Below are 23,919 nucleotides of genomic sequence, written 5' to 3'. Positions count from 1 at the left end.
AACTAACAACAAATTTACTAATTTAATTTCACAATTTAATCAATGCGGTTTGTTTTTTTTAACTTAATTAAATAAGTTTACTATATTCATTCTGCTCATTACTTTGATAATGTGTTTCGATAGTTGGAGGCAAAGGAAACGCTGCTTGTTGCCTATGAATTTCAAAACAATCAATTAAACTTTGAATAACTTGTAAAAGTCTTTTAAATTCAAACTCAGGATTTCTTAGCCAATCAACAGAGTAAACTTTTTCTAAGTTCCAACCTTCTAGAATTAATATTTTATCACGAACAACAAGCTTATCAGTCAAAATTTGTGCTGAGTGAGAGATACATTCATCACATTCTATCCCTAATAAAACTTCATTTTCAGCGCTAGGATGGTAGACTACCAAATCAATATAGATATTGTTATAGCCATACATTTCTGTCACCTTATAGCCAGCTTGAACTAGTTTTTCTTTCACAAACAAAGTAAACTCCGAAGCTTTCATTTGCTCATTAAGTGCGGTTGATTTAAATGATTTTAAAATATGAAATGCTTTTTCATATTGCAAATTAGATAATGCTTTTAAATATTTCAAAAATCGTCCCCAAATACAAAAATTATAGTTATCACTATACGAGGAGTCATTTGTTTCTATTAAATATAAAGGAAACGGATTAAATAGAACAAATTTTTCACCAGTTAGGGACAATATAGAGCTTAATACTTTCTTAATATTAGTTTCTTTGAAAGGTTGAAGCATTGCTTGATAATCTAATTTTCCATTTTGTAAAATATTACCAGGAACAAAGAGGGCATAATGATACTTTGTTGGTTGAAATTCATGAATAGTAATTATTTTAATTCTTTCACGTAAATTTGTTCTAGAAATTTGTTTTTGAATTGCAAAATATAATTTTTCAAAAAAATGTTCTTTATAAAATAATAATTGCTCTAAAGAAACAGTTATAATTACAAATACAGAAGAGTCTTGATCCAATATTTTTTCACTTAACCAATGCACAACATCATTAATTTCAAAAAAATAATCTTCGTGATATTTTCCTACATGATAATGAACTTCAATATATTCAAAACTTTGGCTACTTAGAATAGGAAGAGGTTTGCAAGCTAAAGCTAAATCACCTGAATAAAAAGCATGATTAAGAAATGACCATAAAGGCTCATGTTTTGTTTCAAAATAAGTTAATAATTTCAAGTTTATTTGTTCTTTTAATAAATGAGAATAAGAAAATTTATTAGTAAAATTTTGTTCTGCAAAAGTTTTTTTATTACCTAAAAAATTATATTCTAACCTAGAATCGTAATCTAGTTTTATTAATTTTTTGCCACGAAAAATTGCTGGGATAAATTTATCCATATTTGTTTGATCTTTAATATCAAGAATCACAAGATCAAACATACAATTTTCATAGGGCAAATATTTCGAGACAGAATTTGCTGACAACAACCAACAAGATTTTAAAGATTTAAATAATTTGCTTTCTTCGGGGTTTAAAATAGAAGTGTCTTTCTTAAGTAAATTATATAACATTTGCTTATATAATTTTTGTTCCTTAATATTTATTGTTTGATAATTATCTTGACTTTCATAGTAATGATACAAATTTGCTTTTACGTATTCATTTGCTTCAAGATATTCAAGAGCAAGATTTTCAAGATATTCTCTTCCATATAACTTCAAAGAAGGATTATATGATAAAATATCATTAAACCATCCAATCACAACAGAAGCGTATACTACTTCTTTCCAAGGTACTTGGTAATTAGACAAGCTTTCAATGATTTCGATATCTAAGTTAACTAACTGGTATTTATCCTGTAAATTATTTATTATATTATTATACTGATGAATAAAATCTATATCATCCATTCTATCAATAAGTACATTAATAAAACTTATTTTCTTCTCAATACTTCCTAAATTTACTTTTTCAACTTGAATAAATTGTGAAAGTTTTTGCCATTCTATCTCAATATTTTCATCACATTCTTTTAATTGCTTACTAATTTCATCTAACTCACGAAAGAATTGAATTTTATTTTTATAACTATAATATGATTCTGTTAGTTCTGAGAAATGTTCTTGTGATATACATTCTTTTGCTAAATTAAAAAGTTCATGCATTTTTTCTAACTCAGCACATATTTTTTGAATTTTTTCAAAGCATATTTCCGAATTAAATGGTTCAGAAAACACATTATATTTTATTTTCTGAATGTAGTCTTCTAATTTGCTACAAAGAGCAAGATAGCTTTTATAGTCTTTAAATATTTTTATATTTTCGTCCCAGTTTGGAAATATTTGTTTTGCTTTTCTTTTTAAAGACCAATATTTTTTATTAAACCAATTAGTATATGGGGATAAATCACTAAAAAATTCTATTATTTCATCTACCGTTGCAATATCTGGCTCTTCTTTTGGTTGATCAAAACTGTTTTTTATCAAAATAATTTCTTCTAAAAGCTCTATTATTTCAGTACTAAATTTTCGCAAATCAATTAAAAAATTTACCTTGTTTTCCCATAACAATCGATAGTCATAAGAAATATCGAAATAATCTTTAAAATTTTCTAGAAAAATAAAATATTGCGGCAGTTGTTCTTCCAAAACATGTTGTTTTAAAAATTGATTATATTTATATTCAATATAAGCCTTAGTTCCTTTTAAATTATTAATATTGCTTTTTATTTCTTGCAATTCATCAAATATTTTTTTATTTTTCAACGTTCTAGTTAATTTAAATCGCCATGGGCTATCTAAATTATTATTAAGGCGATTATAAAAATATTGTATACCGTTAATATCATCTAAAATACTTGCTAATTTACTCCATTCTATATAACCAAATTTTTGATAAACATTATTATCAAAAAGCTCTTTTTTAGCAAAAAAAACTTTGTGTAATATTTCAAAATTAGCTAAACCGCTTTTTAAATGTTTTTCTTGAAGAATTTTAGTCAATTCATTAATTTCAAATTTAGTTTTCTTCAAAAAATTTAATGAATCAAGAAATTTATCTTTATTTATTTCACCTCGAATTTCATTAAACTGTTCAAATATAGTATCATATACGTCATATTTATTATCAATTTCAGCTGAAATTTTAGCAAGCCTATTCTTAAATCCTAAATTTGATAGTTGCAAATATATATCATTTAGTGTTTTATTTGATTCTGAAACAAATAAAACGTATTTCCCTTCCAAAATATAGAAAGCAAGAATATTAATTAAATTTTTTTCTACTTCAAGACCATAAATACTTTCAAGTTTTATAATATCATACATTTCTATTTTTTGTAATATTTGCAAAATATTATATTCAGCTTGATATGGGAGAATATTGGAATTAATGTTATCTAAAAATGAGGTTGCTTGAAAATTTTCTATGTTTTGTTCTAATTTTTCTTCAATGCCATCTGCAATTTTTTTAATAAATCTATTTTCACTAAAACTTCTTATGACATTATTAAAATCTTGATGTATAGGTAAAAAATCTTGTTCAAATACATCTAAATAAATAAAGTCGTAAATTGAAAATTGACTTGATAAATGCTCTTCTTCATATTTCACATCATACTTATATTTTAAAAATTGGATATCAATATTACTCATTCGTAATTTTTCTATCAAATAATGTAAAGCATAATTAGCTGATGTAAATGTTTTTTCCTCATTTATTTTAATATTAAAAGTATAATCTAAATAAAATAACAAGACTTTACTAAAGGTAAACGTTTTTTCTTTAACTACAATGATAAATCTATTTTCATTGTCTTTTTTTAAATAAACAGGAATTTTAAAAATAGGTGCATTTGTATTATTTATAGGGCTTTTCCATTCTAAAAATGGTCCCAATAAAAACAATCCAGGGTTATTATCATTTGATTCAGACAAAAAACTAAGATGGCAAAAATAATTTAATCTTTGATACAGATTTATTTTAGTACTAAAATCTTTATCTTTAATTTTTAAAATAGAACTTAAATCAATAGCTTTAGAGCTTAATAACTGATCAAACTCTTTTGAACTCCAACGAAAAACCTGATTTGCAAAAGGATCACTTGCTGTTTGCACTCCACATAATGTTTCTTCTGAAGATAAATTAACACTTCTCTGTTCATTTGGTTCATAAAAAATTGACCTATTCTTTAAAGTAAAACCTTCTAATTCATCTTTACTTTTTAGAAGCTGTCTTTTCATTTGAATTTGATTCAGCATGTTTTTTATCAAGCCCCTCTAGCATAGTCATTTCGGTGGACAGACTAAGGGATAATTGAACATTTTTTTATGAGATACAATCATTTCAGCTTTATTTATTTTTTCTTTGTAAAAAAAGGTCTACCCTAACTTTATGTTGAGGTAGACCTTCTTTTTCTTATAAAATTATTTAAAAACAGCAGCCTGCACTTGTCCAATATGCTTCTTTCTGAGCAAAAACATTGCTAATCTAGACTGTCCAATGCCACCACCAATTGACAACGGCAATTCACCTTTTAACAATTGTGAATGAAAATATAGTGCAGAACGCTCTTGGCAGTCTAAAAGCTTCAATTGTCTTTGTAAGGTTTCAGCATCCACTCGAATTCCCATTGATGAAAGTTCAAAAGTACTTTGTAGCTCTGGATTCCAAACAAGAATATCCCCGTTTAATCCTTGAAAACCTTTTTCTGTAATGGAACTCCAATCGTCGTAGTCTGGTGCTCTGCCATCATGGGGAATTCCGTTCTTTAATTTCCCACCTATTCCAATTAAAAAAACAGCTCCATACTTGCGACAAATTTCAGTTTCTCTTTCTACAGGAGATAAATGCGGATATAGCTCTAGCAATTCTTCAGTATGAATAAATTTAATAGAATCTGGCAAAATAGGTGTAGTTGCAGAGTATTTTTGGGCAAAAACAATTTCAGTTGTTTTTATAGCTGTATAAATTTTTTCGACAAGTTGTTTTAAGTAACTTAAATTTCTTTGTTCTTTACTTATAACACGTTCCCAATCCCACTGATCAACATAAGCAGAATGAGTTGCATCGATTTTATCACAAGGGCGAATTGCTCGCATATCAGTATATAGTCCCTCCCCAATACTGAAATCATATTTTTTCAGCATGATTCGTTTCCATTTTGCTAATGACTGGACTATTTCAATTGACTTGCTTTGACTATATTCAGGAATTTTAAAAGAAACAGGAATTTCAATTCCATTTAAATCATCGTTTATTCCTGTCCCTGCTTCAACAAAAAGTGGTGCTGACACTTTTTGTAGATTTAATGTTTCAGCAAGCTGATCAGCAAAAAATGTTTTTACAAAGTGTAAATGTTTTTCAACTGTTTTTAATTCAGCAGCTGAAGTTGAAGAAATAGAACTCGCAATTGAGCTAAATGACATAAATCACCTCAAATAAATTAGGGTTTGAAAAATTCAGAAAACAAATTAACAAATAATTTTTCTGAAAAATGTATTAAATTTTTATAAAATTGGAATTAATTATTATTTAGATTGGCGTTATTAGAATTGCAATTATTAGAAGAAGAAACAAGTGTTGATAACATTATTTCTTGAGAAGCAAGGTCAAAAGCTTCTCCTATTTTAGTAATAAATAGACTTTCTAATTTCATTGCAATTCACCTTTTATGAAGGGTTACAGATATTCGTAACCTTGTTAGCTTATTTGATCAATAAAAAACTGTCAACGAGAAAGGTTAGATAGTTCTCATTTTAATTATCTTTTCCTTTAAATTTCATGAGAAAGTTAGTATTACTCGATGTGGGATCTAAATATAGATTCCCTCCATTACGTCTAACAAATTGATATGACTGAGTTAATCCCAAGCCTAAGTTCTTAAAATCTTTTGTAGTATAAAAAGGTTCAAATATACTTACCCTTTTATCTATAGGTATAGGTATACCATTATCCATAATTGAGAGAATAATATCCTCATTTCCTTCTTCATATATTGTAATAATTAAAGTTGGTTCAGATATATTTTCTGTAGCTTCAATAGCATTATGGATAAGATTCACAAGAGCCTTTGAAACTTCTTCTTTCTTAATTGTCACCAACTTTTCATTCTCTGGTATCGATAATTTCACCTTAATTTTTGTTGTTTTTAATTCATTTTCACAAAATTTAAGAGCCATATCTACAACTGCAGATAGCCTACAATCAGTTTTAATTAAATCGTTACTTTGTAAGGATAATCCCTTTAATTTAGCAACTATTTGCGATATTTTTAACCCCTTTTTTTTCATTTCCGTTAAAGTATGTAAAATTTTATCTTTACTATTTAAGTGTACTATTTCACTATTATTAATAACAGAATCTATTCCTAAGAAGATGTAAGCTAAAGGGTTATTAATTTCATGCGCAATAGAACCTGCCATTCTTGCTAAACTTTTAATATTATTTTCAAGAAATTTTTCTTCTTGAATGTATTTTGCTTTTGTTTCATCTATTAATGCTCCAATATATCCTTGAAAATATCCATAATTATCAATTTTCTCTATTGCATTAACATTAAACCATATAAATTGCCCATCATTCTTTTCACTTACTAAATCAATATTTTTAAAAGATTTTCTTTTATTCATAACAGCTCTTAAATGAATTTTTAGTTCATTTGGAGCTTTATTTGAGAACAAATCTTCTAGTTTTTTAAACTTAAAATTTTCGTTAGTATTTCCTAATTTTTCATATATTTTTTTTGAAATATAAACTAAATTTCCAAAATTATCAGTTTCCCAAAAGCAGTCAAAAGTTACATCTAATAAATCATGAAATTTAATATCCTGCAAAATAGCTTTTCTTTCTAGTAACTTTATATCATCAGAGTATTTTCTAAGTTTATTAGCCAAGGCAAAAGAGTAATATATTACTTCAATTACAAAAGATGTATATAAAATAAATTTAAAAATATTTTTTGTATGAAGTTCATAATTTAAATTAATTGCATAAATAAAATAAGCCAGCAAAATAAAAATTAATATTTTTAAATAATTTTTTGCAAAAATATTTTCATATCTAAAGGAAAAAAAAGTAATAAATAAAAAAATTACTGGAAAAAAAATAAATAAATATAAAATTAACATTTTTGATAACTGCAAGTTAAAAATAGACAAAAGAACTAGAAAACAAGGATAAGCCATAAAGTATACTAAAAATTTTGCAATTTTTGGTATATTTTTCTTTAATTTTAATGAACTAATTAAAAACAAGGAAAGCGAAATAAAAAGCAAAACATGGCATAAAATAAAGTTTACAGAATAAAATAATTCACTTTTGTCTAAATAAATTTTTTTTGCTACATCGGAAGTTGTTAAAATGAAAAAAATTAACGAAATTAAATAAACATTATAAAGATAATAATTTTTTCGTTTAAAATAAACAGAAAAAACCACTGAATATACTAAAAAAACAAGTAATATTCCAAAAATTAAAATAGCATAAATCCCGAGTAAGTCGCTACTTATCAAGTCATCGTTTAAAATTAAATTTACAAACAAAGGACTTTCTATCAATCCATAATTTCCTTTCAATTACAAATACTTATTATTTTCGTAACCGTATTCAGTTTCTTTATTATTTTTTTAAAAAGTTTAAATTTTAAGTTAATTTCTCCGAAAAAAATGGGAAAGAACTTTAGGATGATTTAAGGGAGCTCTATGCCTTCTATTCTTATTGTTGATGATGAACCTATAATATGCCAATTTTTATCCTTAAAATACAAAAAAGAAGGATTTGATACTCTGACTGCAAAAAATGGAAAAGAAGCTTTGTCTATCTGTAAACAATCATTACCTGATGTTATTTTAACGGATATGCGCATGCCAGTGAGTACTGGTTATCAACTTCTTGAGGAATTAAAAAATTTAGAAGATTACAAACCAGTTATTGTCTGTATGTCAGCTTATTCTGATCTTTCAGCAGAAGAAGCAAATGACCTTGGAGGCACTGCATTATTTAATAAACCATTTGCCATCGATGATATTGTAGGTGCAACAAAAAAATTTCTTGAAGAAAAAGGTATTAAGTCTGCAAACCCATACTCACAAATAGAATATGTTCACGAACAACAACTTTCTTTATTATCAGAAATTTCACCTGGAATTATCCATAATATAAATAATCATATTGCTTTTATTTCAGGTTCTACTTATCTTCTTAAAAAATATCTTGAAGATGAACTAGCAAATCAACCTAAAAATGTAGCATTGCAAAACGCCTTAAAATATTCTGAAAAAATTGTTTCTCACTCTGAGATGATTACCAAAATAATTAAAAGTATTAAAATGCTCGCATACCCAAATACTAAGAGAATTAGTAAAGAAAAATATAATTTATTTGAACTTCTAGAAAATACAAAATATTTGCTTGAAGACAATCTTAAAATTAATGATATAAAAGTTCAGATTAATTGTGACAAAAATATAATCATTCAGTGCTTACCTGAACTGCTCATACAAGTTTTTATAAATTTAATAAAAAATTCATGCGAATCAATTGCTGAGCAAAATCTTGAAGAGAGATGGATCACAATTGATTGCTGGACAGAAAATAAAGCAGTGCAAATTTCTGTAACTGATAGTGGTAAGAGACTTCCAATTGAAATTCAAGAACAACTTATGAAACCATTTTATACGACAAAAAATAGAGAAAAAGGAATTGGTTTAGGCCTCAGTATCAGTAAAAAACTTCTTGAAATACAATATGGAAGTATTTTATATGATTCATTTAGTGAGAATGCAAAATTTATAGTAATACTTCCCCTAATCGAATAATAAGGAATATTTAAAATAAAAATTTAGTTACTTTGCTTTGCATTTACTCTTCATCTTTCTCCCTTAATTTTTCAAGTACTGAAAAATCTTCAAGAGTTGTAGTGTCACCTTTAATTGAACCTGTTGTAGCAAGTTCCCGTAAAAGTCTGCGCATAATTTTACCACTTCGAGTTTTGGGTAACGCTTCTGTAAAACGAATTTCATCAGGTCTTGCAAGACTGCCAATTTCTTTTGTTATAAAATTTGAAATATCGTCTTTTAAATATTTATTTACCGTAACAGCTTTTTTTAAAGTTACAAACGCAACTATCCCTTGCCCTTTAATTTGATCAGGTCTACCAACTACAGCACATTCTGCAATACATGGATGATGCACTGCAGCACTTTCAATTTCCATAGTCCCAAGCCTATGCCCACTCACGTTGATAACATCATCCACTCGTCCCATGATCCAAAAATAACCATCTTTATCCTGATGCGCACCATCACCAGTAAAGTAATGGCCTTCAATTTCCTTCCAATAAGTATTTTTATAGCGCTCATGATCTCCATATATTGTCCGCGCCATGTAAGGCCATGGTTTTTTAATACAAAGATATCCTCCCTCAGATCCTTTTGATTTTGTCCCGTCTTTTTTAAGAATAACAGGTTCAATACCAAAAAAAGGAAGAGTTGCACTTCCAGGTTTAGTTGGTGTTACTCCTGGCAAAGGTGCAATCATAGCGGCTCCGGTTTCTGTCTGCCACCATGTATCTACAATTGGGCATTTTTTCTTTCCAATAATTTCGTAATACCAGATCCAAGCTTCAGGATTGATAGGTTCTCCTACAGTTCCAAGTAATCTCAAACTAGAAAGATCATGTCTTAAAGGATATTCATTTCCAAGACGAATAAAAGCACGAATTGCTGTTGGAGCTGTATATAAAATTGTTAATTTGTGGTTAGAAATCATTTTCCAAAAGCGATCTGGTTCTGGAAATGTAGGAGCGCCTTCATACATAAAAATAGTTGCACCGTTACTTAGTGGTCCATACACAACATAAGAATGTCCTGTAATCCAACCAACATCAGCTGTACACCAATAGACATCTGAATCTTTAATATCAAAAATATATTTTGCTGTTACCGTAGCACCAAGCAAATATCCAGCAGTGGTATGCAAGAGTCCTTTTGGCTTTCCTGTCGTGCCGCTAGTATACAAAATAAAGGCAGGATGTTCAGAACCAACAGCTACTGGCTCACAATAATTTTGTTGCTTTGCCAATAATTCATGCCACCAAACATCTCGCCCTTTTTTCATATTTACATTTTCGTTTGTTCTTTTCACTACAAGAACATTTTGAATACTTGGGGTGTCCTTTAATATTTCATCGGCCATGTCTTTCATTTTTACTGAATTGCCTTTGCGAAAGCCTCCATCGGCTGTAATCAGTAATTTACAATTTGAATCCTGAATTCTATCGCGCAATGAATTACTACTAAACCCACCAAAAACAACAGTATGTACAAGCCCCAAGCGGACACAAGCAAGCATTGCAATTACTGCTTCAGGAATTAATGGCATATAAATTGCTACTTTATCACCAACTTCAAGGCCTAAACTTTTTAATCCATTAGCGCATTTAGAAACTTCCATTAATAATTGTTGGTAAGTTAACGTTTTGACTTCTCCAGGCTCACCTTCCCAAATAATTGCTGCTTTGTTATTTTTGTTACTAAAAACATGTCTGTCTAAACAATTGTAGGAAATATTTAAAGTACCACCAACAAACCATTCGGCATTACAATCTTTCCATCTATGAATAGCTCGCCACTTTTTAAAAAATACTAAATGTTTCGTAGCCATTCCTTCCCAAAATTTTTGTGGGTTTTTTATGGAGGAATTATACATTCTTTTATATGTTGAAAAATCTTTTAAAATATAATCTTCTGCAAAAGATTTAGATGGTAAAAATTTTCTATTTTCTGTTAACAGTGAATCAATAGAAACCTCACCAATCTCTTTTTGAGCCATTATTCCTCCCGATTTACGGTATTCCAAAATAATCTCAGTCTATCAATTGCCTTTTCAAAATCACTTTCTGAAACTGATAATACAAACCGACAATAACTTGGAATGCCTGTCCATTCAGCACCATTAATAAGTAAACCCGTTAAATTAAATAAAACTTCATGCACATTATCACCGGTTATTGTAACATTTTCTGTCTTATTGTTAAGTTTTAAAGAGGCACTTTTTCCAATAAGTTTTGTAGGTTTTGCGATGATAAATAATCCACCCTTTGAATCGAGTGGTTCCCAGCCATGCACAGATAGAATATGGCTTAATTTTTCAGCTCTCTCTTTTAAAAATGCAGCTTGCTCTTGGAAATGATGGGTAACTTCATCAATCTGATTATTTAAACAATAAAAGATTTTTTTAATGGCATATTTAATTGTTGTTGGAATTGGATTTTGCACACTACGGTCAAATGCACTTTTAGCAAGATTAGAATTAGTAAATGCGTAACCAATTCGCAAACCTCCTGCTGATAATTCTTTAGATAGCCCTCCAAAAAGAACAAATTTTAAATTTGGAGCATAATTTTTAATAATAGAAGAAATATCAAATATGGATTCTTTCTTATTAAATTCTAATTGAGAAAAAATGGTATCCAAAACAACTGTTGCCTGATATTTCTCAGCAACTTTAAAAATTTCTATCACTTCTTGTTTTGAATATTTTGCTCCAGTTGGATTTACGATTGGCATATTTAAAAAAACCCAACAATTCTTTTTTTCTGTTGTTAAAATTTCTTTTAACTTTATAGCTTGGATTTTATATTGATGCTCTATTTTAGTTTTTAAATGTAATACATTTACACCAAAATAAAGAGCTGCAGCCTCAAAATAACCATAATTTCCTGTAGGTATAATAATAGAATTTTTATGTGCGGCGCAGAACTCCGCTATACTTGAGAATAAAGCCGACACACCATTTGCCAGATGGAGTGATGTGTTATCTATCTCCACAAAGCCATAACGATTGGAAAGATTTTCTCTGATATCTAGCTCAGGCGATTGTTCAAAATTTGAAATATTTTGTCGCACAAAACTTTCAAAAATTGCTGCTTTTACAAAATTTGCAGTTGGAAAACAATTTTCACCATAATCTAAACGTACTATTTTTGCATCAATATTATGAAAGGACTCTTTAATTGCTGGATGTTTTGCAATATTTTTATAGTTTTTTGAGAATGAAACGAATTTTTTTTCAAACTCTTTGTCTTCTTCAATTGGTAACCGCAGAGAATTGCTTACCCCTCTTTTATTATTCTTGACATGAAAACTAAGTAAATCAACTAAAATTGTATTATAAAATTCTTGTAATACTACAGACGTCCTACTATAAGTTAATTCTGCAGCATTGCACATACCATTAATAAAGGTTTCATTTTCACAAATTGAAAATGTAACTTCTAAATCTGTATAAATTCTATTATGAATTAAGGCACAAATTAATGTTACATGTTTAGGTAATTCTCTATCAAATAAGTATTCAAATATTCCGTTACCTTTAGGATAGCTAGAAAGATCACATCCATTACTAAAATCCACAACTAATCTTGTGCCGTATTTTTCACTTGTTTCTATTAAGCGTTTAAAAGAATCTTGATTTTTTAGTTCAAAATCACTTAGTGAACAAACAACTAACTCAGGATGAATTGTTTCTATTAGTTTACATACAAGTTCACATTGTTTTGGAGACTCTATGACAAAGATTTCTTCTTCAGAATTATGATAATCATTTTGAATCCATTCTTGCGGCAGCTCTTTAGCAATTTCTTTATCTATAATTGCTTTTTTAATTGCATAATTTGAAAAAATATTTCGTACAAATGCAATTCTAGAAGGTGCTATAAGAATACTTTTTGCTGTAATTGGAATTCTCCAATATGTTCTAAAATACTCTGCTAAGTTCCTTCTAAAAGTAATCTCGCCACGTATATCCTCATAATCAAACGCTGATTGCGAACTTAATTTATCTGAAAGTCTTGCCAAAAATGAAAGTTTTTCTTCAACTAAAGAACGATCTGAGTAAGTTAAATCTAAACCACTTCTGGCATCTGAATATTCTTCTTTTTTTAATAATCTCAACACTTTTTTCATTTTATGACTATCACGGATTTCTGCATCTAAGACTTGCAATGAATGGAAAATTTTTCCTCCATTTTGCAGATAAGCATAGGCTGTTCTAGCAGAAATACTGTCTGATGAATTAGGCCCCATATAAAATTCAAAACGATAGGATGAGTTTTTTTCAATATCAACTAAAGGTTTAATTTCTGTGTCACCTGCTTGTTCAATTTTTGTTTGCCAGACAGTTGTTACTTTAAGACCGCGCCGAGTTAACAATCTTTCTAAGACAGCTTTTCCTGGGCGACCTCCTAAATTTAGAACTACTTTTCCAGATAATTTCATGACCTCAATGGATTCTTCTACAGCTCTTGCAATGAGACCTAATCCAAATTGATCTTCAATGTAACCTTGTTTAGAGCAATAATTACTTAATTCATACAATGCTTCATCAGTAGCTTCATCTGGTTTTATAGTCGGAATAAGACTAGAATCTGGTGCAAGAACTTGAGGAATACAGCCTATTACTTTGTCTAATTTAATTTGTTTTTCAATACAATATTCTAACAAATCTGAATGATGAAATGTTACTCTTTCAAGAATTGATTTTCCTTCTGAATCTGTTATAGGATTTCCTTGCATATCTAAAGCATTTAAATATAAATTAATACGTGCACAAATTATTGCTTTTGGATTTATATCTAGTCCATATATCATAGTTGGAGAACATTTTTTTGCTAATGCAATACTTATCCAACCATTTCCACAACCTAATTCAGCTAAAGTACGATGATGAAACTCTGAAATAGGATATCTTGCTAAACCTTCAAAAAATGTAAATGACCAATCTTCAGGTGTAAAAATACTAGGTAGTTGCAATAAAACTAAAGTATTATTACTACTTTCATCTCCATCAGTAATTAATTTATCAAGAGAAAAGTGATAATTTTCAATAAAATCTTCATTAGAGTTTGATTGTGTGAAGTAATAAAATAATTCACTTAATGCACAACGAGCAGCTTTTCTTGTATGAGGGTCATCTAATTTTTCTAACAAAAATTTTAAGTTTTCAAAAGTTTGATTTGATGATTTTTTACAATTATTTAAAAAAGATTTTAAATCAAAGCTCCAATGTTCCCGACTACCCTCTCCAGTTTTTTTCATGTCTTTTTCCTGTATTCTTTTTCTTCTATTATTTTACCTAAATAACCTAATGCAAATATTGGAGGCAATAATGCAAAAAGCATTGGTAATATTGCCCCCCCACAAATAAAATAAAATAATCTTCTTGTTATACTTGTTTCTATAGTATGACAAGAATTGGAATTTGGTATATATTTATCAATTTTTATAAAAAATGACTGAACTATTGCACCACAAATGATCCAATAAAATACAATCATAAATGGGAACACATCATTGGAAAGATTAAGTTGCAAAAAATTATCTAAGGAAAACAGCATACTCAATAATAACCTCCGTGTTAAGCCCGAATATACATTTTTGCTAATATGACACAATCAAATATCATTTTCAAATTAACAAGAAATAAGAACATCCGGTATATTTTGATATCACTATGATTGTTCATTATATAAATTGTTACTCTGAAAAAATACCTGTATAAAGATTTTTTGAAAAGTCTAAAATTGACTTTGAAAGTTGGTTTTATTGTAGTTTGTCGATAGGGGAAAATATGAACAAAGTAAAATTTGCAAAATATGTCAGTTTAATTACATTTTTGGGAAGTACTCAACTTGTCGCATTTGCCCAAAATGATGGAAGACCTGTTTATCAACAAACTCCTGATTATTCTGATGGTATTTCACCTTTTGTAAATACCCGTCCACGTTCATTATCCGCTATGCGTTTATCTCCTTCTTCATTTCCTGATGAAGCGGAAATTTTCTGTAGTTATGAACAATGTGTATTAGGATTAACAAGGGGAATTGTTCTTGGTGGTGATGCATTTGGTATGGCTTACGCCCCTTTTAGACAATATTGGGATCCTAATTGGAAAGGTGGAAGCTTTTATTTAATAGATGCTTTTGGTGGATTTCAAATTCTTCGCGATGTTGACAACAAAATTTATATGAATGCGCAAATTGGTTATCGCAGATTAAATTACGATAATAATGGAACAAGCATTACTAGCCAAGGGATAACTGCTAAAGTTAACTATTCCCAAACTATTACTTCTTTATATTCTCAAGGAATTTCATTTAGTGCATTTTTTTCTGGAAATGCTACAACAAATAATCAAAATTCAATTAGTAAAGATTCTAATTCCCACGGTACTTTTAATGATAATGCTAGTTATTTTTATAGACAATCACAAAAATATCCCACATATCAAGTCTCACTTCCTGCTGATATAGAACTTGTAAATTGGAGCAACCAACAAACTGGATTAAGTGCACCAATTAGACTCTATGCACATTTAGAACCATTTTATTTTCAAAATAATTTAGGCTTTAATTATAATAATGTTTCCTTACAAAAAACGGAACAAAATTTTGGAATTAGAATTGCAGCAACTGGTGGATTTGAATCTGCTGAAGGATCTAAATCAGGACGCTTTAGTTTACTTACAAGTTTAGGATTAGATGTATCCACTAGCACAGTAAATACAACTCAATCTGGTAATTCCGATGCAGATATCCCACAACGCCAATGGATCGCACCATACATCAACCTTGGAGGAAGTTGGCAATTTTAAGAATACCAAACATAAAACTTGAAAGACTCATAGCAATATGACAACCTTGTATATTACAGCATTGTGCAAAATGAAATGAAACATTCCACATATGTATCAATATCCGCACAGTGTTGTTCAGAGGATTTAGAGTACAAGAAAGGGTACCATATATGACAATATCTAATCTCTCCATTCATCGTATTATAGAAGGTAAAACAATATTAATTATTGGAGGGAGTGGATTTATAAGTAAAGTCTGGATATCCATGCTCTTAGAGTATATTCCAAAAATTAAAAAAGTTATTATTCTTGTAAGATCTGAAAAAGGAAAGTGTGGTTACACTCGTTTTGAAGAAATATATGCTAATTCACCAGTTTTTAGCAATTTAAGAAATATTTATGGCAATGAATTAAGTAAACTAAAAAAAATAGAAGTTATAACTGGAAATGTTTGCTGTGAAAATTTTAATTTACCAAATAATATTTTAGAAACTTTACAAAATGATGTTGATTTAGCTGTTAACTTTGCAGCTGATTTAAGATTTTTTGCTCCATTAGATCAAATGTTAAAATCAAATTCAGAAAGTACAAAAATTGTAGCTGATTTTATTTTGTCAACAAAAAAAGCGAAATTACTGCATATTTCTACTTGCTATGTCGCAGGTATGGCTGATGGTATTGTTCCAGAACAAGCTATTAAAGATATTTCTCCTAACGGAACAAAATTTACAGCTGAAGAAGAAATTAAATGGGGTATTCAAGAAGCTCAAGCAATGCGTTCTAGAAACGCCAGTGACAAAGAGCTTGTGAAAATAGGTACAGTAAGAGCTGAACGTCTAGGCTGGCCTAATACTTATACTTATACAAAAGGTTTAGGAGAGGCTGTTTTAAGTAACAAAATTCCTACTGAAAGGCTCAGTATTTTCCGCCCTAGCATAGTTGAGTCTGCTGAAAAATACCCATTTCCTGGTTGGAATGAAGATTTTAATGGAACGGCTCCTTTTATTCAAATGTTTAGCACTAGATATAGACATATTGTAGCTAAACCTAATCATAATTTAGATATTATTCCTGTTGATTATGTTGCAAAAGGATTAACCATTGCAGCATCAGCTTTGCTTGCCGGAAAACATTCTCCTGTTTATCAAAGTTCAACTTCTTCAATCAACCCACTTTCAGTGGCTTTAGCTTCAGAATATGTCTGTAACTACTTTAGGCAGAATCAAAAAAGATCTCTTTCGCAAATTCTTCTCCCTGCTTCAAAACCTAAGTTTATTACTCCGCAACATATTTTATCCGGAACAAATATCAATCGAATAGAAAAAACAGTTTCTTATCTTTTTGATAAAATTAAACTTGAAAAAAACTCTGCAAAAATTATAGCTAAATTTGGCATTGAATCTACTATTTCGACTATTAAAAGAAAAGCAAAAACAATCGATACTATTATGAAAGTATATAAACCATTTATATATGATTATAATTATACTTTTAAGTCGGATAATTTATTAAATCACAGAGTAACAGAAGAGGAATTCTCATACACTCCAACTGATATTAAATGGGAAAAATATTGGAATGATGTTCATATACCAGGATTAAATCAGTGGTGCTTGCCACAATTAAAAGCCCTCACAAGTGGAAAAAAAGGAAACAAAAAAGTTAACAAATGAATTTAAGTTTTTACTGTATTTTATTCATTGCTTTCCATTGTTTCCATGTTCCTTTATAACCACCTTGCATGTCTTTGGCAAACAAATAAAAACTTTTTAAAAATTGATATCTATCTAATTTTAATGTTTTTTTGTTCCCTTTCTTAAAATCCAGTAAATTATAAAATGGTTCTACAGCTGATTGTCTTTTTATGATTTCCTGAAAAGAAACTTGGTTTGCATTTTTTAACATATCATACATTGCTAAAAAGGTAGTAGTTCTTCCTTTTCCTGCACGACAATGAAAATGCACCCATTGCTCATCCTTTAAAGATCTATAAAAATTCAAAAAATCATCTACATTATCATCTGATGGTTTAGAATGATCAGAAACAGTTACTCTATAGTAACCTATTTTATTTTTTTCAGTTATTTCATCTTCACGAGAGATACTTTGAATTTCTAATTTAATAAAATCACTGATTTTAAAATTATTTATTTTATAATTTCTTGCCGTTGGCATTGCAATATGATCTTGAAAAAGAAGTTCATTTAATCTTACGGATTCATCAACTATAATATTATTTTTTAATTCACCTTTATTTGCCCAATTTAAACGCGCTGTCCAAGAAACAGGATTACCATTGATAAAACCATGTGATTCCTGACGAAGATCAACAACAACCAAATTTTCAGAAGTGTTCATTTTTATCCAAGATAATTGGCTTTCAGAAAACTGCGCACTACCAGATGCTTTTAATTTACTTAACCCACGATGATTTATATTGGGAATTTTTTCTAACATACTCATAGTTCGAAAACTTTTTACTTCCCCAGTTGCACCAAAACTATCAATAACTAAAGTTGGTGTTAACTTACTTGAATTAAAATATCCTGGTAAGTTTGCTGCTTCCAAAGATTTACAAATATTTTTTTTCTTTTCAGAGTTTTTTCCTCCAAAATAAATAATTCTATTTTTATAGTAACTATAAATTTTATTATCATTATATGGGTCTAAACCTTTATAGTTTCTAAAATATTCTGCCCAGTGAAGTTCTCCATAATTTTGAAAAGAAGACAATTGTGTATCAAAACAAAACTTTTGTTTATCGTCTCTAATATATGATACTAGTGAAAGATAAGGATCATTTGTCATATCAGAAAAAGATTTTGGCAACTCATTTGGATCTTTAACTTCGCCTTTGTCTTTCAAATAAACAAAATTATCTGCCTGCATTGAATTCCAAAATTCATTGGGTTTTAAATTTGGACTGACAAGGTGATAATTTTTTATAATTTTAGCTGTTATTGTAAAATCTTGGGAAAGCTTGCTACGAAACAATTCAATTATTTTTACACGATGGTGCCCATCAGTTACATAAAATCCAGAATCAGCTTTAGCACCAACCACTACTTCTATTGGGTTCTTACATAAGTAATTTTGATATTCAGCTGGTTTATTGGCAAAATACTTAAAATTGTGCTTTACATAATCCTCAGCAAAATTGAACTGGGTAGGTTTTAAATTTTCTAGTTTTATTTGACAAAATTGATTATCCTCAATTGTATTGCTGCATAGAGGGTAGTTATTCTCTGGTAAGGAAGGTTCCTGCTGACATGAAAAAGTATGAGAAAACGTTTTTACTTTGGGTTGAGAAACACAACTTATTAAAATTAATGAATTAAATGAAAGACCGTAAAAAATCAGTTGTTTATAAATTTTTTTATCCATTTAAAGCAAAACCCTATGCTAGCCAAATTTTTAAGGTAAGATGCACATAACCAACAATCCACAAAATCATATTGTCATTTTAAGATCAAGGCTTAATTTCCCAAATCAAAATCATCTCATTTTTTGGTAATCAAAATGAAATTTAGCTTTAATCTACAATTCTACTTTTTTTTAAATTTACATATTTACTCATATATATAGATCAAATAAAATGGCCATTGCAATAAAAGGAGGACTTTTTAGATGCTAGAAAAAGAAAATTCTAAATCAACAGCTCAAATAATTCAGACCACTGATAAAGAGATTTATAAATCTCCAGCAATAGTTTCGTATTCAGAACAAAGACTTTTTTTCCAAAAGACAATAAGTTTTTTGTTACTAATTCCTTTTTGTTATTCCATTATTTTTATCTTTAAATTTATTATGAAATATAAAATTGAAAATATTAAAAAAATTCGTAAACAATTTAAAGAAATTATCAAAGAAGATAAGCCATTAATTATCTGTGCAAATCATCTTACTTTTATTGATTCATGTTTAATAATTTGGGCACTTGCTCCAAATTATTGGTATCAATTTAATTATAAATATTTTTCATGGAATTTACCAGCCGGAGACTTTTTTGGAAAAAAATGGCACTATCGTACCATAGCTTTTCTGGCAAAGTGTATTTTTATTCATAGAGATGCTTCATCATCACATCACAATGAAATACTTTCTATTTGTAAAAATTTATTGTTAAAAGGAGAAATTATCACTATTTTTCCAGAAGGAAAAAGAAGCAGAACAGGTAGATTTGAAGAAAATCAAATGACTTATGGAGTTGGAAAAATTATTCAAAATGTTCCTAATTGTAGGGTTCTTTGCATTTATGTTAGAGGCGATAAGCAAGAAACTTACTCAAATTATCCTTTAAAAAATTCTAATTTTTATATTGATTTAAAACTAATTGAGCCAAATACTAAATTAGAAGGAAGAGAAGGTTGCGGAGAAATTGTAAGTCAGATAGCAAAACAAATAAAAACGCAAGAAAATGCTTATTTCACAATATATAAATCAGGATTTATCAAATAATATGAATTTTTTTAAAAAGAATATAAGTAACAGTGTCATTGATATAAAAAGAAAAAAATTAGCACTTGTTACAGGTGCCTCTAGTGGAATTGGATTTGCTTTTACGAATTTATTAGCTGAAAAAGGTTATGATATTATTATTGTTGCTAGAGATTTGCAAAAATTATCTGAATTAGAAGATAACTTATCTCAGAAATACGGATCTAAAATTTATCCTCTTGCTCTAGATTTATCAAAACAAAATTGCACAGAAGATATTGCACAGTTTCTAGAAAAACATAATCTATCTGTTGATTTACTAATAAATAATGCTGGATTTGGAATACATGGAGGATTTCATGAAACTAATATCCAAAGAGAAATAAATTTAGTACAACTTCAAATTAATTCTACACTTAGTATTACTAAACTTCTTTTACCAAATATGCAAAAAAATAAGTTTGGATTTATTTTAAATGTAGGTTCAGTATATTCTTTTTCTCCTGTCCCTTATCAATCCGTTTACGGCGCTTGCAAATCATTTATATTATCATTTAGCTCATCCATTGCGCATGAAAATAAATCTTTTGGCATTAAAGTTTGTTGTTTATGCCCAGGTATAACTCAAACTGAATTTCGCGCTCGTTCAAAAATTCAAGAACTTTCTGATAAAAATATAATAGAAAAATCATCGGGCATGTCTGCCCGTGAAGTTGCTGAACAAGGATTAAATTCATTGCTTAATGGAGAGCTTGTTTGTGTTCCAGGATTAACTAATCGTATTTTCGTGCGAATTGCGACTCACCTGCCCAGCTCTCTTTTTAGCTCGGCTCTTACTTTGATTAACCAAGTCAGGGGCGTCAATTCCAAACACTCCTAGTTTCATTTCTTCTTCAACAGGTAATACTTTACCTGGATTACAAATGTTTTTAGGATCTAGAGAATCTTTAATAGCTTTAATTGCCTTCAAGCCTGTTGCGGATACTTCAGCTTCCATCCATGGTGCATGCTCATAACCAACAGCATGATGATGTGTAAGAGTTGCTCCGTTACGTAAAAAAGTATCTGTTACTAATTTTTTGTAACCATAATATTGTTCTAATTCCTTACCTTCTTGTTGTTTTGTTGCATAAGTAAAGTAAAGACAAGCACCTGTTTGATAAGTATGAGAAATATGACAACCGATGTAACCCATATGTTTTCCGTTGTCATCTTCCGCAAAACGTTTTTTTACTTCATCAATAGTTCTTTGATAAACATTAAGAAGCTTTGACCACACAGCGGCTGTCTCTGCAACATCTACCATGACAGCATAATCCATCATGTAGTCACGTAAATATGGAATATTAAATTTATCTTTCGACCAGGTTTTTCCAACACTTTTCCCTAAGGAAAATGCTCTATGTTTCTTTAAAATTTTTACTGCTTCATGAGAAACAATTTGCGTATTTTTAAGATCACCTTCAAAACCAACAATCATAATACAAGGTTTTTGATAGCCAGTAGCAATTAAAAACTTTTTTACTTGTTTTTGAATAATTGCTTCAATTCCTTTTTTTGGAGTCTTCATATTAAAAGCGAGTTGCGATTCAAACTCATCTTGCAAACGAATCATGCTTGGTATCCAATTTTTTTCCAAACATTCACGAATAGCCTCAACTCCCTTTTCAAAAGAAGGGAAAATAAAACCACGATAATCTTTTACCTCAGGTGCTTTATGAACACGCATTGTTGCTTCAGTTATTACACCTAAAATTCCTTCAGAACCAAGAACAAGTCTGTTTAAATCTGGTCCTGCACTAGAAGCAGGAGTTGTTCTTGTAACTACTGTTCCTGTAGGTGTCACCATTTTTAAGGAAACAAGCATATCCTCAATTTTTCCATAGGCATCAGATTGCATACCGGCAGAGCGAGTTGCCAACCAACCACCTAAAGTAGAATACTCAAACGAGTCTGGATAATGTCCCAAAGACCAACCTTTTGCATTCAACTGTTCTTCTAAAATAGGTCCTAAAGCTCCAGCTTGAATTATAGCTGTATTTGATTGCGTATCTATTGAAACCACTTTATTCATTCTTTTCATATCTAAAGAAACAATACAGCGACTGCCTTGACTTGTTACGACTTGGTCACGCGGATCAACTCCCCCAACAATATTTGTCCCTCCACCAAATGGCACAACACAGACATTATGCAAATGAGCCAATTTAATTATGTTTTCAACATCATCATGGCTTTCAGGATAGAGAACAATATCAGGAGCTTTTTTTACGATACCTTTGCGTGCATAAAAAAGATCTGCATATGATTTTCCATAAGAATGCAAAAGTCTTTCATCTTCATCTGTAAAAATTTGCTCTTTTTTCAATATTTGCTGTATTTCTTGAAAAAAATCTTGATGCAGATTTAAAAGAGGTAATTTTACTTGCTCACGATTCACTGGTACTGCTGTTTTCTCATTCTCATCTAAATTCAAAATCCCACAAATCCAATTCCACAAATTTGGCTTATCGTCCATTGGAAAAGTTTTTTGCGGATCTCCCCAACCCCACCATTTCATCATAAAATAAAACCTCATCATCTAAAGAATAAATAAAGTTGAGTATAAAAAATCTCAAACTTCTTAGCTATTGTCAACTCTATTTAATTTGTTTATTTACATCTTATTTATAAAATTTCATATTTTTAATTTAATAAATACTATTTTTATTGACATTTTAAATTTATTTCTTGAATTTTATTTATTACTTTTTGATTTGTAGGTTCTAAAGTCAAAATATATTCGCAAAGTTTTTTAGCTTTATCAAACTTTTTCATTTCTATAAAACAAAGGGCTTTATTAAATAAAACTTTTGTATCAGTTGGATAAGCTTTTATTGCCATGTTATAATATTTCAATGCATCATCATAACGATTTAAATCTTTCAAACAAATACCCATTAAATTAATTAAGCTTCTATTATTTGGATCATTTATTAATGCCTTTTCAAAATATATTGCAGCTTTTTCTAATTTTTTTTGATAAAAAAGTATTTTAGCAAATTGTTCATTTAAATTTGTGTATACTATTCCATTACTAGCAGCAGACTCCATAAATAATTCTGCCTCTTTAAATCTTTGTTTTTCAACTAAAAGCGAAGTTATTCTTTCAAATCGTAGAGGATTACTTGGACTTAAAGTAACTGCTTGCCTGAAAACCTTAATAGACTCTTCTATCTTATTCATAGTGACATATATTTTTCCTAATTCATCATATGCTTGCACGTATACTGGATTTTTTTCTATTGCTTGTCGACACATTGTCTCAGCCTTTTGATAATTTCGCATCATCCTATAACAAATAGCTAGTCCAACACGCGCCCGACAGGAATTTGGTACTTTTTTTAATAATAGTTGATATTTATTGACCGCAATTTCATAATCATATTTTTGGATCATTGATTTAGCTTCTTGAAACTTACTTTCAATACTATTAGTATTATTATAACTTTGCATACAAATTGGTAATTTTTGAGCTAATGCTTGCAAAGTAAAGGGTTTTTTTAAAAATCCATCAATCTCATATTCTGCTAATAACGCAATATTTACTTTCGTAACACTTCCGCTCATCATGAGAAAAGCTATTTTATTTAATTCATTTGAATCCCTTATTTCTTTTAATAAATCAACTCCATTAAGAAGCGGCATTTCTAATTCACAAATCACAAAATCAATTTTTCTATTTTTCAATATCTCACAAGCACTGAGAGAACTTGTTGCTTGTGTAACATATCTAAAACCTAATGCTTTTAATCCTGCAGAAACTGTAGTCCGAATAGCCTCACTTTCATCTACAACTAAAAATGATAAATTTTCAGGAAGCTCAAGAACTAATGTCATA

15 protein-coding genes are annotated in these 23,919 nt (G+C 29.2%); 5 read left to right on the top strand and 10 right to left on the bottom strand.

Annotation, left to right across the window (positions count from 1 at the left end):
- Positions 1-67: 67 nt before the first annotated feature.
- From GOY08_RS00400 to GOY08_RS00390, 4 genes are all read right to left on the bottom strand, one after another.
- Positions 68-4,228, bottom strand: coding sequence for a hypothetical protein (locus GOY08_RS00400; protein WP_158996588.1), 4,161 nt, complete (start codon positions 4,226-4,228; stop codon positions 68-70).
- Between the two features lie 165 nt (positions 4,229-4,393).
- Positions 4,394-5,395 (bottom strand): aspartate--ammonia ligase, encoded by a 1,002-nt coding sequence (asnA, locus tag GOY08_RS00395; protein WP_158996587.1) that lies wholly within the window; start codon positions 5,393-5,395, stop codon positions 4,394-4,396.
- A 95-nt stretch (positions 5,396-5,490) separates the two neighbouring features.
- Positions 5,491-5,625, bottom strand: a complete 135-nt coding sequence (locus tag GOY08_RS15585; RefSeq protein WP_268892483.1) for a hypothetical protein — start codon at positions 5,623-5,625, stop codon at positions 5,491-5,493.
- Positions 5,626-5,725: 100 nt separating this feature from the next.
- Positions 5,726-7,525, bottom strand: a complete 1,800-nt coding sequence (locus tag GOY08_RS00390; RefSeq protein WP_158996586.1) for an ATP-binding protein — start codon at positions 7,523-7,525, stop codon at positions 5,726-5,728.
- Positions 7,526-7,669: 144 nt separating this feature from the next.
- Here GOY08_RS00390 and GOY08_RS00385 point away from each other — a divergent pair, with 144 nt between their 5' ends.
- Positions 7,670-8,785 (top strand): hybrid sensor histidine kinase/response regulator, encoded by a 1,116-nt coding sequence (locus tag GOY08_RS00385; protein ID WP_158996585.1) that lies wholly within the window; start codon positions 7,670-7,672, stop codon positions 8,783-8,785.
- 43 nt (positions 8,786-8,828) lie between these two features.
- On the opposite strand, the gene acs is transcribed toward GOY08_RS00385, so the two are convergent.
- The 3 genes from acs to GOY08_RS00370 are packed head-to-tail and all read right to left on the bottom strand — an operon-like array spanning position 8,829 to position 14,364.
- A complete protein-coding gene (acs, locus tag GOY08_RS00380) occupies positions 8,829-10,799 on the bottom strand; it encodes an acetate--CoA ligase (RefSeq protein WP_158996584.1) in 1,971 nt (656 codons plus the stop codon).
- Complete coding sequence (locus tag GOY08_RS00375) at positions 10,799-14,065, bottom strand: aminotransferase class I/II-fold pyridoxal phosphate-dependent enzyme (protein WP_158996583.1); 3,267 nt, start codon at positions 14,063-14,065, stop codon at positions 10,799-10,801. Before GOY08_RS00375 ends, acs begins: the two co-directional genes overlap by 1 nt.
- Positions 14,062-14,364 (bottom strand): hypothetical protein, encoded by a 303-nt coding sequence (locus GOY08_RS00370; RefSeq protein WP_158996582.1) that lies wholly within the window; start codon positions 14,362-14,364, stop codon positions 14,062-14,064. Before GOY08_RS00370 ends, GOY08_RS00375 begins: the two co-directional genes overlap by 4 nt.
- Before the next feature lie 233 nt (positions 14,365-14,597).
- Here GOY08_RS00370 and GOY08_RS00365 point away from each other — a divergent pair, with 233 nt between their 5' ends.
- Positions 14,598-15,620, top strand: coding sequence for a hypothetical protein (locus GOY08_RS00365; protein ID WP_158996581.1), 1,023 nt, complete (start codon positions 14,598-14,600; stop codon positions 15,618-15,620).
- Positions 15,621-15,772: 152 nt separating this feature from the next.
- Positions 15,773-17,275 carry an SDR family oxidoreductase gene (locus GOY08_RS00360; protein ID WP_158996580.1) on the top strand — a complete coding sequence of 501 codons (1,503 nt, stop codon included), beginning with the start codon at positions 15,773-15,775 and terminating at the stop codon, positions 17,273-17,275.
- A gap of 10 nt (positions 17,276-17,285) precedes the next feature.
- Here the strand turns inward: GOY08_RS00360 and GOY08_RS00355 are convergent, their stop codons facing one another.
- Positions 17,286-18,986: a ParB-like protein gene (locus GOY08_RS00355; protein WP_158996579.1), complete on the bottom strand. Its 1,701-nt coding sequence runs from the start codon at positions 18,984-18,986 to the stop codon at positions 17,286-17,288.
- 243 nt (positions 18,987-19,229) lie between these two features.
- Between GOY08_RS00355 and GOY08_RS00350 the strand changes: the two genes are divergently transcribed.
- Together GOY08_RS00350 and GOY08_RS00345 are read left to right on the top strand one after the other, a co-directional pair.
- Entirely contained in the window at positions 19,230-20,060 is an 831-nt protein-coding gene (locus tag GOY08_RS00350; protein ID WP_158996578.1) for a lysophospholipid acyltransferase family protein, read from the top strand.
- A 1-nt stretch (position 20,061) separates the two neighbouring features.
- The gene (locus tag GOY08_RS00345) at positions 20,062-20,919 is read left to right on the top strand and encodes an SDR family NAD(P)-dependent oxidoreductase (RefSeq protein WP_158996577.1); all 858 of its coding nucleotides are present in this window, start codon (positions 20,062-20,064) and stop codon (positions 20,917-20,919) included.
- Here the strand turns inward: GOY08_RS00345 and GOY08_RS00340 are convergent.
- Positions 20,809-22,602 (bottom strand): FAD-binding oxidoreductase, encoded by a 1,794-nt coding sequence (locus GOY08_RS00340; RefSeq protein WP_158996576.1) that lies wholly within the window; start codon positions 22,600-22,602, stop codon positions 20,809-20,811. The genes GOY08_RS00345 and GOY08_RS00340 overlap by 111 nt on opposite strands.
- A 143-nt stretch (positions 22,603-22,745) precedes the next feature.
- Positions 22,746-23,918, bottom strand: coding sequence for a tetratricopeptide repeat protein (locus GOY08_RS00335; protein ID WP_158996575.1), 1,173 nt, complete (start codon positions 23,916-23,918; stop codon positions 22,746-22,748).
- Between the last annotated feature and the right edge of the window lies 1 nt (position 23,919).

Source organism: Pigmentibacter ruber, from assembly GCF_009792895.1.
Classification (GTDB): Bacteria; Bdellovibrionota_B; Oligoflexia; order Silvanigrellales; family Silvanigrellaceae; genus Silvanigrella; species Silvanigrella rubra.
This window is presented reverse-complemented; position numbering and strand designations above follow the sequence as displayed.